This window comes from Mycolicibacterium aichiense, from assembly GCF_010726245.1.
GTDB lineage: Bacteria > Actinomycetota > Actinomycetes > Mycobacteriales > Mycobacteriaceae > Mycobacterium > Mycobacterium aichiense.
In genome coordinates, this window is sequence record NZ_AP022561.1 from 4,777,642 (window position 1) to 4,789,380 (window position 11,739).

Sequence of the window (11,739 nt, forward strand, 5' to 3'; positions counted from 1 at the left end):
TCGCTAGATTCCAACAGTACCCATCTAGCTTCGACCCAAATTTCGAGTCGACAGCCAAGCCGCGGCCGTCTCCACGATCAGCGATTCAGGAAGCTCGTGCATACAGCGCACGCCGTACGGGCAGTGGCCATAAAGTGGGGTATGCCAGCAGGGCTGGCACTCCAACTTTTCGAGTCGCCTGACGACTCTCGCATTCTCACCGTACGGCGCAGTTTCAGTCGGGATAGTGGGTCCAAATAATGTCATTGTCGGAATAGCGAATGCTGCGGCAATATGGCCGAGACTTGAATCGCTACCAATAAACCCGCCTGCTTGAGATATGATTGCAATTGACGAGTGCAGCGAGTGCCCGGACAGAATCACTTGTCGCGCAGCCAAGCCAGAAAAACTAGGAATAAGGTCACCATCCTCGGGACCGAAGATGAAGGCAATAGCGCAATCGGCGCATTTATCCACGATTTGATCCGCGATTCGACGAGCAACCTCAGCGGGGATGCGCTTGGCCGTGCCATCTGACACCGATGAACCGGGGTGGATGACCACGTACCGGCCAGGTTGCAGATCGTTGTCCGCAAGAATCGTCTCCGCTTCCTCGAGAGCTACTTCGCTCCGCGGGATCGGGAATCGCGCTGCCATCGGAGGTCGCCGGCTCCACATCGCGAATGTTTCAAGCATGCGGTCAACACGATGCACCTCGGGATTGATCTGATTACGGACGGTATAGAAAATCCGAGATCCCTTGTTGGTGCCATCGCCCACGATCACAGGAATTCCAGCCAAAATTCTGAGATACGCGGGAAGCCGACCCTCGATGCGGCTGCCGATGAACGCGACATCTACGTGCTGCTTGCGCAATCGGAGGAAGAATTTCAGTACAGCTGCCCGATCTCCGATCGGTGGCATCGTCAGCACCTGGTCGACGAGACGCGAGCCTTGCATTAACGCAGCCTGTGGCTTCCCTCGGACAATCAGGCTGAGCTTGGCGTCCGGATTCAGTCGACGAAACTCCGAAATAACCGGGGTCGTCATAATTAAATCACCAAGACCCCATGTCTGAACGATCGCAAAATGCATTAATTCACGTCTCGATCCATTTTCAGGGCGGATGATCTGAGAAATTCAAGAAGATTTCCCTGTTCATAAAGATAACCCTTGATGCCTGCCGCGCGCGCCGCCTCTAGGTCTCGAGCCGAATTACCAATGAGGAAGCTGGAGTCCAAGTCAACATTCCATTTTTCAACAAGATCGAGGATCATACCCGGGGCCGGCTTACGCCAAGGGTGACACGCGCGATAGCTCGCGATTTCGGCATTCGGATGGTATGGGCAATAGCGAATATCATCGATGCGCGCTTCGCCCTGTGCTAGTAACGCATTCATATACGCAGTCACTTCGAAGAAATCCGCTTCGGTGAAATAACCTCGCGCTATGCCGGACTGGTTAGTGACAACAAAAACCAAGTAGCCGCTGCGGTTAAGGAGCGAAATAGCTTCGGCAGCCCCATCGATTAGCTCAAAATCGAGCACTCGGCCAACGTACCCGCGGTCAATGTTTATGACACCATCGCGGTCCAGGAATGCCGCAGGCTTTGCCTCAGCCAAGGTTTTCGTGCCTTTGAACGAACCGATGAAGTTCCCGTACCGCGCAGACTATATGGTAAAGACTAGAAGCCCTCGCAGGGGCCGCCACCGGGTATCCGCCGGCATCAAGCGTTTCGTGCCAGAGCCCATTGATATCGGTATCGAAGTAGCGCCGCAGTCCGCGCGCGGCATCAGTCGCGTGCCTCATGGCCTCATCAACTTCATTCTCGTTGGCTCCGATCTCGGCCGCCGCGATGTGCGCCTTGATTCTCTCAGTCTGGGGCCATAGGCGGGACTCGGCGTCTCTCACCGACAGATCCGCCCAGATCCCGTTCATCGCTAGTCCAGTTTTGTCGTTGATGCCATAGTTCTCACCGATCTCAGCCAGTCTCCGAACCTTTGGGAACACATCGTCACATCCCCGCGCCAAGCCCCAGCGCCACAGCAGCCATGCCCATTCGAACTGATGACCAGGCTCGAGGAACCGTCCGGTTTCGCCGACGGCAGGACGCCAATCGTGGTCAAAGTGCTCCCGCACACTCCCACTTGCGGCATCGATGAACTTCCCGACTGCGAGATCTACAACTTCATCGGCCAAAGCCTGCCATCCATCGGTTTCGCCTGCCTCCTCCCATTCAAGGAAGGCTTCCAGCAAGTGCATATGCTGATTGGCGTTTAGTGGTTCACGCGGGGGCATCGCCTCCTCGAACCCCGCAAGCGGATGTTTCCATCCTGCGACCATGGCATCGCGGATCTTGTGACCAGCTGAGATCGCAATCTCACCACCGTGACCGAGTCGTACTGCACTTCCAAGCGCAAATAGTGCAAACGCATGGTCATAAAGATTGAACTCAGACGCCAGCGGCTCCCCACGGGGAGAAACGGTTGCATAAACCGGCCCCGCAGGTGATTGACATTTGTCGATCAGGAATTTAAGACCGTGGTCCACTAAGTCACTCGCGGCCTTGCAATCTCGCCAGCCGAGTTCAGCTGCCACTGCGAATACATAGATCTGACGCGATACGAGTCGGGTGCGACGTGGTTGCTCGATGAATCTGCCATCTTGTCCGAGCACTTCGTAGAAGCCGCCGCAGCTTCTGTCGACACCACGATCGGACCAGGTAGGCAAGGCTTCATCGAATAGCCAGTCGAGAAGGTCAGATTTCTCGCTCTTCAGCGCTGTAAAATTCGACAACTGGGCTATATCGATCTGAGTCATCGCACCGCATGCTTTCGATCTCTGTAATCATCGAAAAATATCAGGACTTCGTAAGTAATCTTCGATATACGATTTGAGGCCGTCTTCTAGTGAAGTAGTCGGAATGTCGTAACCGGCTTGTCGCAACTTGTCGAGCGAGGCAAGTGTGAAATTTTGATACTTACCGTTCAACTCTTCAGGAAGAGTGATGAACTCGATGTTCAGCGGCTGATCCAACAGCTCAAAAATGATTCGAGCTTTGTCCCCGAACGTACGTGGCACGCCTGAGCCCACATTGTATACCGACGATGGCGCACTATCGGTACCAAGCAGCCAGAGCGCAATGGTGACGCAATCCCCGACCCACACGAAATCGCGCGTCTGCCCGCCGTCTACGTAATCGGGATCGTTGGACGCGAAAAGACGCGCAACGCCATTATCTCTTATTTGTTCGAACAGCTGCAATGCGACGCTGCGCTGCCCTCCCTTGTGGTACTCATTAGGTCCATAAACGTTGAAGAACTTCAGCCCGGCCCATTTAGGCGGATGGCGCTGACGCGATTGTTGCTCGGCATGAACCCAACGATCAAACGCATGCTTGCTCCATCCGTAGGGATTCAGCGGTCGCAAAGCGCCAAGGGAGGCGTCGTCGAATTCATCCACAAAGCCCATTCCCCCGTCGCCGTATGTTGCGGCCGAAGAGGCGTATATGTATGGAATACCCTCGCGGGTGCACCAGTTCCAAAGATCGACTGAAAGTCGGAAGTTGTTACGTATGATCAAGTCCACATCACGCTCAACTGTGGACGATATTGCACCCATATGTATTATTGATTCTATCCGGCTACTACCGGATAGAAATGCGGGCAACTCGTCAGGTGTAATGAGGTCCCGCAGGCGCCGTTTAGCAATATTGCGCCATTTCATATCGTCATCGCCGAGCATATCGACAACAACGATGTCCTCGCCCCGTTGATCGAGCTCTGCAGCTATATTTGATCCAATGAATCCGGCTCCGCCGGTGATGACGTGCATATCTAGATTCTTTCAGCCGACGACGGCGCCCTCAGAGCGGGCAATGATATTTGTAGTGCTATGGCCCTTCTCTAGCGGGACCAGGTACACCTGGCCGCCCCACTGCTGGACAAGCTCGCCACCAATTACATCTTGAATGGCGTAATCATCGCCCTTGATGAGTACATCTGGTCTGATCAACTTGATCAATTCTAGGGGCGTGTCCTCGTCGAATAGAGTGACGAGATCCACACTTCGCAGCGAACCGATGACAGCAGCTCGCGAATACTGGTCCTGGATGGGGCGGTTTCCGCCTTTTAGCCGCCTCACGGATGCGTCGGCATTCAAGGCCACGACGAGACGATCGCATTGGTCGCGCGCCTGGCGCAAGAGCGCTACGTGACCAGGGTGCACGAGATCGAAACAGCCGTTGGCAAAACCGACCTTGAGTCCTTCGTTGCGCCACTGTCGGACTTGCGCAACGGTCTGTTCCCTCGTTCGGCAGAACGACATATCAGCGGTGCCTGCGACTGCGCGGACAAGCTCGTCCGCACTCACGACAGCTGTACCCAGCTTGCCCACTACGATGCCAGCCGCACTATTGGCGAGCTGTGCGGCGACTTTGATGTCGATCCCCGCGGAAATTGCGAGAGAGAGCGTGGCAATTACAGTGTCGCCAGCGCCAGACACATCGTAAACTGACGATCCCTTTGTCCGAATGTGGAAAGGTTGCTCAACTCCAGACATTGGCGCAAGCAGTGTCATTCCTTGCGCACCACGCGTTATCAACACTGCGCCTATTCGGAAATCCTGCAGGATTTTCCGCGCCGCATGTCCGGCACCCTCATCGGTCGAACAGTCGTGGCCGGTCGCGGCCGCGGCCTCGTTGGCGTTGGGCGTAATGACATCCGCGTTGCGATAAAGCGAATAATCTCGACTTTTCGGATCGACGATTACCGGTACGCCGGCCTCATTTGCGGCTTTGATATGCGCACGGATACTATCTGGTGTCAACGAACCTTTAGCGTAGTCTGACAATATCAGCGCATCGGCATCGTCGATTGCTTCTCTGACCGTCGATCTAATTCGTTCCAATGACGCAACATCCAGCAGCGTCTCCTCGCGGTCGAGCCGGAGGATTTGCTGACCCTCACAGACGTAGCGGGTCTTGACGGTGGTGGCGTAATTTTCGCTCCTGACGAGCCTTGCTTCGATTTGAGATGCGGGACACAGAACCTCAGAAATATAGGACCCCTCCGCGTCGTCGCCGGTTGCGCCGACCAGCACTGCCCGCCCATTAAGCGCTGCAATGTTGCATGCGACGTTGCCGGCGCCTCCGAGCATCGCCACCTCTTCCCGGAACCGCAAAACCGGAATCGGCGCCTCGGGCGATATTCGATCTACAGCCCCGTATACAAAGCGATCCAGCATCAAGTCGCCAACAACCAGTACGGTCTTATTGAAGAGCGCCTCGATAACTTCGCTTTCCATCGCAACCCCTCGGATATCCCCACCAAGCACATGACCATCGGTCAGGAGGTTTGACCTTGTGCGGCCGCCACCTAACTAGCACCGTCTTGGACCAGTACCGACATTTCCGGCCCGCAAGCAACGTCAATCTATTCTTCGAACCCCGCTCGCAAGTGTAAGCCGCGCGTAACACCCATGCCAGGCATCGATCGAGCGAGCATGGTCGCAGGTGTCCCGCTGTTGATCTGAGCATTGCGCTTGAACGGAGATCGTGAGGCGGCCCCGAGACCGCGGTCACGTGGACTATGTGGGCGGCAACTCACGTTGCGCCCTGGACCGAAGCGAGCAGCCGCTGCGCGAATGCTGCAATTGCTTCTGCGTTCGCCGTCCACGTATGCCGCCTCGCCTCAGCGATCAAGTCTTGTTCAGGCAATGGGTTAAGAACGGCACTCTCGACGGCTTTCGCAAATTCGTCTTCTGCGACAACGTGCACGCCAGGTACGCCCCTACCTTGCTCCTGCAGGGTCGGCGTCGATGTCGCAACCACTTGAAGTCCTGCCGCGAGGTACTCGAACAGCTTCATCGGGCTGCGTCCGAAATTGAGAGGGATACCGGTCAGTGGCAGGATTCCAACCTGATACCGAGCCAGTACGCGCGGCAGCGACTCGTACGGTATCGGGCCACAAACCTCAACATTGTGCGGCATCATTGGGAAGCGGCTAGGAGTAGGCCCGTAGATATCAAACTTGGTTTGTGGATTTGCATGGGCTGCAGCCTCGAGTTGCGACCAGTCGAATCGTTCGTCAATAGCACCGACGTAAACGACGCCCCGGCGATCCGTTTCATCTCTGGATAACGGTTCAAAGTGGCTCAGGTCGACACCATTCGGCAGTACTAGTGATGCGATGTCACGACTCGTTTCAAGAGCATTCAGCACGTGGGCCGAGGTAGCGATGATTCCATCAACCACGCGGAGTAGATGGCGCTGCCGCACACCTATGACGCCGCCTTGAATGACATCTGTCGGCCTGTAGATATTCAGCCGGGCGAGGGTGCACGCGCGAGCCGAAAAAAGCGGCTGGTCGATGAAAGCGAAATCGGCTTTAACGCCGCCCATCAAATTTCGAATATCGGTCAGCGTTGAGTGTGTGCTTACCTGGATAGGAAGAAAAGTAGACGGTACATAGTGGAGTACGCCGGCGTCATCGAGGATCGCACCGTTACGAGCCTGCTCGCGCCGCGTATCTGAGCCCCGCCGAAGAACGCCGTGTACAGCGCTGTAAGGCGTCGAGACATGCATCACGGTGTACCCGAGTTTGCTCAGCTCGCCCGCAAGATGATGGCTGCCGACCTTGAAGACTCCGTCGGCTTCGGTATGGCTTAGAAAAAGCACGCGCCCCGCGGTCTGCGGTCCCGTCCATCGAGGATGTGCCAACCGCGCGCTCGGTCGCGTCACGAGATTGTCTCCCCTCAACGGCGCATAGGGACCTCTGTATCAAACGAAACAGCGTCGCCATTGTGGATGATTTTAGAACATCGGCCCGGGCAGGGCCGAGTCCGAGAACTAGTGCCCGACACCCTCTCAGCACCGAATGGGGTCACCGCTTTTGGGCGTAACGCAACCGAGAATCAATTCGCGGAAAGTTCACGAGCAAGAGCTGCGATGGTCTGGGCTGACTCGTCCCAGCTAAAGCGTCGCGCCAACGCGCGAAGCGCCTCGACATCCGCGGTAGCGGTAAGCGCCGCTTGGAGGCCGCTCGCGATCGACTCAACGTCAAGTGGATCAACGTAGATTGCGGGAGTGGTACCCATCACCCACCGGTAAACAGGGATATCGCTAACCACCATCACGCCATTAGTGATCTGCGCAGCTTCGACGAGAGGAATCCCAAAGCCTTCGTCGAGACTAGGGCTCACGAACACTGTCGCATCGCGATATAGAGCGGCGAGTTCAGCGTCGGTGACCCGGCCCAAGAACCGGACGCCGGCGGGCGGGGGCGCGTCCTCAATACCGGCGCTAGCGAAAATAGCCGTTCTGTCACCGACTATGAGGAGAGGGACGCCCGCGCGCACGTTGGCGTCCAGCGCGCCGTAAGCATCCAGCAGCCGCCGAAGATTCTTTCGCGGCTCGATGGAACCAACTGCTAGAAAATAGGGTGATGCTGTTGCCGCCATATTCTCTGGCGGACCACCGAAGTTGAGCGATGGAGCAGCGGGAGCGACAACAATAGGGATTCCGGGCCGGGCGAGTGCGGCAACCGCGATACGAACCGGCTCGCTGGTGACAATAATCCCGTCGGCGTGTGTAGCGTTATGGAGCAACAATCTTCGATGAAGCAAAGAGAATTCACGCGAGTACCACTCCGGATTTGTCAGTGGAAACAGATCGTAGATCGTCACGAGTTGCCTCACACCACACCACGGAGTTCGCGAGGTAAGAGAGATCAACAGACCTTTGCCGACCCTCCGCGGGAGTGTTGTCTGCAGCTCGATCCATTGCCTTCCTCGCGAAGAGGCCCATCGGGACGGAAGCAGTTCCGTCACGTCAGGGAGTAATTCGGGCAACCTGTCGGCTATCTCTGCAGCGAATCGTTGCTGACCCGTTACCGGCTGGTTCCGAAAATAGCCGTTTACGAAACACGAAGATCGCGACATGAACCTTGCTCCCTAGGTGTCAAATGTTCCGGAAGTTCCCTGCAGGTGCGGGCTGGGTAGGCAAGTGCCGCGTGGTAGGCAGGTTGATGTCAGTCGGGTGAGTGGACGCAACTCAGAATTCGTGCAGACCCCTGCGGACAGAGCGCTTCTAACAAGATCTATTTTCAGCAATTCTGTAATCGCTAGACCTAAACCGTGTTATAGGACCATGAAGTCGTAGCCGCGTCGCAGACGACCCTGCCAGATGTGTTCGGCGCGGACTGACGGCCGATTATCCGAATGTCGGCTGTCGCGAGGACGTGAGCACAATAAACACTCACCTCTCGAGAAGTTACGTGTTTTGGTCGTTAGGCCGCGTTGGCTGCCAGATATTGTTTGAGTTCGTCAGAGCAACCGTCATAGTTATCGCAATACCGTTGACAATAGGCAATGTGACCGTCGCAATACGCGGGTTTCTTGTTCCAACTCGCAATCCACCCCTCAATCTTTTTTGCCTTCGCGCCGTCCGGGGACGCCGCGGAGTTTCCCGGCTTGCCCGGGCCGGCAACGGCCGCGTTGCAATTCAGGTCGAACAGCCATCTCCCGCGATGCGCGCTGCGGCCGCTGGAGTCCAGCGTGATGGACTCCCTGGCATCGGTAACGATGCAGTCATCGGTAGCGAGCTGACTGCCTACAACCGACGATATGACCGCCGTCCCACCCCAACCCTGAATCTTCTCAGATGCTTTGCCGAAGGTCAGTCCGGTTAGGTTCGGGGCGGCAGATGCCACACCCGTGCCGCCCAACCCGATCACCAACACAGCGGTGAAGACGGCGCTAATCACAGATAGCACAAGTCGATTCATCGTCCCTCCCCCACAACGATTGACAGCCGTAACGACGATCCGCAGACAGGCCGCACCAATTCAGCGACCGGCAGAGCATACCGCGTCAATCCCACTTGATCTATCTAAAACGAGCGCTTGCGATACTGCGTCCTCTGCTTGAGCCGTCGCCTGTTCCTGCAGGCACCAGCAGTCGCCGGTGCAGTCGTCCTGTTATTTCGCAAGACCCTCGGCAACGGCTTAGCTGCGCGGCGGCCAGAGGGGTGCCCGGGGCCAGTCCGGTTAGAGCGGCTCGTGATTGTCCTGACTGCGAGCCATCGCGAACCCAGAGGATAGGGTCACCAGGCTGTGACTGACGTCGGTCGGCGAGCGCGGTGGACAATGGGTCGGAAGCTGACACTCGACGCCCTGCGCTATATCCTTCGCCGATCGCAGCCTGCGCGCGCGGGACCTGCTCAAAGGGGGTCCGCCTGTCCCAACTTTCGGGCGGCTCATTAATACGGCGAAACGAGGGCTTTACTCCTCGCATTGAGAGACCCTTTCCGATTGCTGGATGAGCCTGGCGATGATACGTTCGCCATAAAGCACGACTTGGCGAAAGGCCTGGACGCTTTCGGGTCAGGGCCTTTTCGGCGGTTGGGCGGCTGTACAGGGGGGATGATGCGACCGCGGGCAGTGTTGACTGGTGGTGCGGGCTTTGTCGGCTCGCATTTGGCCGAGGCGCTCCTCGCGCACGAAATTGACGTGATCTGCCTCGACAATTTCGTGACCGGCAAACCCGAGAACGTCGCTCATTTGCAGGGTCGCGACGGCTTCCGACTGATCAAGGCCGACGTCAGCGACTTCATCTCGATCCCGGGACCGGTCGACTACGTCCTACATTTCGCATCCCCCGCGTCGCCGATCGACTACGCACAGCTCCCGATTCAGACGTTGAAGGCGGGTTCACTCGGAACGCTGCACACCCTCGGATTGGCCAAGGAGAAGGGCGCCCGCTATCTGCTGGCGTCCACGTCGGAGACCTACGGCGATCCGCACGTGCACCCTCAGCCCGAAAGCTACTGGGGCAACGTCAATCCAGTGGGCCCACGCTCTTGTTATGACGAAGCGAAACGCTTTGCCGAGGCAGCCACCACCGCATACCGGACCAAGCACGGCGTCAATACCGCAATCATGCGGATCTTCAATACGTACGGGCCTCGCATGCGTCCGGATGACGGTCGCGCTATTCCGGCTTTCGTCAACCAGGCGCTCGCCGGCGTGCCGTTGACCGTTCACGGCGACGGCAGCCAGACCCGATCCGTCTGTTATGTCGACGACCTCGTCGAAGGCGCGATACGGCTTTTGTTCTCCGACCTCGCCGGCCCGGTCAACATCGGCAACCCGCACGAGTTGACCATGCTCGAGCTCGCCGAGCTCATCCGCGAAATTACCGGGTCGGACTCGCCGATCGAGTTTTACGACCGGCCGCGTGACGACCCGTCCCAGCGTCAGCCCGACATCACCCTTGCCCGAACCGAATTGAACTGGGAACCACAGGTCGATGTCACGGATGGATTGACGAAGACCATTTCCTGGTTCCGCGACCAAATGCACGGTGATTTCACCGCTGGTGCGCCGGCGTCCTACTCGGTCCGGGAAACGCAGGAGCATCCCCGACACAAAGTCGCTGTGATCGGTACCGGTTACGTGGGCGCAGTGACCTCGACCTGCTTGGCGTTCCTGGGACACTCCGTCTGCGGCCTCGACAGCGACTCGCTGCGTACGAGCCAGCTCAACCAAGGTCAAGCACCCTTCGTCGAGCCCGGCCTGCCGGAGATGCTCAAAGCCGCTCTGTCGACCGGTCGCCTCCAGTTCACTGATCGCCCAGCCGACGCGCTGTCCGACGCCGACTTCGTGTTCCTCTGTGTGGGAACTCCCCCAGGACCCGAGGGAGCTCCTGACCTTTCGCAGCTGGAAGGCGCGATCCAGTCGTTGGCGCCGTACTTGCGCCCAGGTGTGGTGATTGTCAATAAGTCGACTGTTCCGGTTGGTTCCGGCAACTGGACCCGCACGATCCTGGAAGACGCGCTGGGTGACGACCGGGAACTTTCGTTCCATGTCGTGTCCAATCCGGAGTTCCTGCGCGAGGGGTGCGCGCTGGACGACTTCCTGTACCCGGACCGGATCGTGCTGGGCGGCGCAGCCGCCGATGTCAACCACGTCGCCGAGCTATACGCGCCAGTCCTCGATCAGTCTTTCGAGGGTGGACGCCGGACTCTTCGGCCAGCACTGATCACGACGGACCTCGCGTCCGCCGAGATGATCAAGTATGCGGCGAATGCGTTCCTGGCCACCAAGATCAGTTTCGCCAACGAAATGGCGCAGATGTGCGAGCTGTTCGGCGCCGACGTCCGCCAGGTGTTGCCTGCGATTGGCGCCGACCACCGGATTGGGAGTGCCTTCCTCAATCCCGGCGTTGGCTGGGGCGGCTCCTGCTTCGGCAAGGATGTCGCGGCGCTGATTTCGACCAGCCAGGAGTACGGCTATACGCCATCGATGCTGCAAGCGACGGTCGGTATCAACAAGTCGCAGCGTGCGAGTGTCGTCCGCAAGCTTCAGCGAGAGCTCCATGTACTCAAGGGCCGCCGGATCGCGCTTCTTGGCCTGACGTTCAAGCCCGGAACCGACGATCTGCGTGACGCACCGGCTTTGGATATCGCCCGTCGCCTGCTCGCTGCCGGAGCTGTGGTGTCGGCATTCGATCCGGTCGTCAAGTCGCTGCCTGACGAATTGTCAGCCATCCGCATGACACGTGACGCCTACGAGGCAGCCGACCGGGTCGACGCTGTTGTCGTGACCACAGAATGGCCGGAGTTCCGATCGATCGATCCGGCTGGGCTCCGTCGGGTCATGCGCGGCGACCTTGTCGTTGACGGACGGAATTGCCTGTCGGAAGCTGATTTTGTCGGATCGGGTCTCCGACTGATCGGCTTCGGCTGGTGACGCAGTAAATGAA

Annotated in this window: 9 protein-coding genes; 1 reads left to right on the plus strand and 8 read right to left on the minus strand. The window is 57.9% G+C overall.

Annotated elements, in window-relative coordinates; genetic code table 11:
- Positions 1-24: 24 nt before the first annotated feature.
- The 8 genes from G6N32_RS23065 to G6N32_RS23100 all read right to left on the minus strand — a co-directional run bounded on the left by G6N32_RS23065 (position 25) and on the right by G6N32_RS23100 (position 8,762).
- Complete coding sequence (locus G6N32_RS23065) at positions 25-1,074, minus strand: glycosyltransferase family 9 protein (protein WP_115318746.1); 1,050 nt, start codon at positions 1,072-1,074, stop codon at positions 25-27.
- Positions 1,074-1,601 (minus strand): D-glycero-alpha-D-manno-heptose-1,7-bisphosphate 7-phosphatase, encoded by a 528-nt coding sequence (locus tag G6N32_RS23070; protein ID WP_115318745.1) that lies wholly within the window; start codon positions 1,599-1,601, stop codon positions 1,074-1,076. Before G6N32_RS23070 ends, G6N32_RS23065 begins: the two co-directional genes overlap by 1 nt.
- Positions 1,594-2,799 carry an AGE family epimerase/isomerase gene (locus tag G6N32_RS23075; protein WP_115318744.1) on the minus strand — a complete coding sequence of 402 codons (1,206 nt, stop codon included), beginning with the start codon at positions 2,797-2,799 and terminating at the stop codon, positions 1,594-1,596. Before G6N32_RS23075 ends, G6N32_RS23070 begins: the two co-directional genes overlap by 8 nt.
- Before the next feature lie 27 nt (positions 2,800-2,826).
- Positions 2,827-3,813, minus strand: coding sequence for an ADP-glyceromanno-heptose 6-epimerase (gene rfaD / locus G6N32_RS23080; RefSeq protein WP_115318743.1), 987 nt, complete (start codon positions 3,811-3,813; stop codon positions 2,827-2,829).
- Between the two features lie 12 nt (positions 3,814-3,825).
- Positions 3,826-5,283 (minus strand): D-glycero-beta-D-manno-heptose-7-phosphate kinase, encoded by a 1,458-nt coding sequence (gene rfaE1 / locus G6N32_RS23085; protein ID WP_115319088.1) that lies wholly within the window; start codon positions 5,281-5,283, stop codon positions 3,826-3,828.
- Positions 5,284-5,581: 298 nt separating this feature from the next.
- On the minus strand, positions 5,582-6,718 hold the full coding sequence (locus tag G6N32_RS23090; protein ID WP_147291998.1) for a glycosyltransferase: 1,137 nt from the start codon (positions 6,716-6,718) through the stop codon (positions 5,582-5,584).
- A gap of 173 nt (positions 6,719-6,891) precedes the next feature.
- The gene (locus G6N32_RS23095) at positions 6,892-7,662 is read right to left on the minus strand and encodes a glycosyltransferase family 4 protein (protein ID WP_163789407.1); all 771 of its coding nucleotides are present in this window, start codon (positions 7,660-7,662) and stop codon (positions 6,892-6,894) included.
- A 602-nt stretch (positions 7,663-8,264) separates the two neighbouring features.
- Positions 8,265-8,762 (minus strand): hypothetical protein, encoded by a 498-nt coding sequence (locus G6N32_RS23100; protein ID WP_147291997.1) that lies wholly within the window; start codon positions 8,760-8,762, stop codon positions 8,265-8,267.
- Between the two features lie 636 nt (positions 8,763-9,398).
- On the opposite strand from G6N32_RS23100, the gene G6N32_RS23105 reads away from it, so the two are divergent.
- On the plus strand, positions 9,399-11,726 hold the full coding sequence (locus G6N32_RS23105) for a UDP-glucuronate decarboxylase (RefSeq protein WP_232077269.1): 2,328 nt from the start codon (positions 9,399-9,401) through the stop codon (positions 11,724-11,726).
- Positions 11,727-11,739 lie beyond the last annotated feature (13 nt).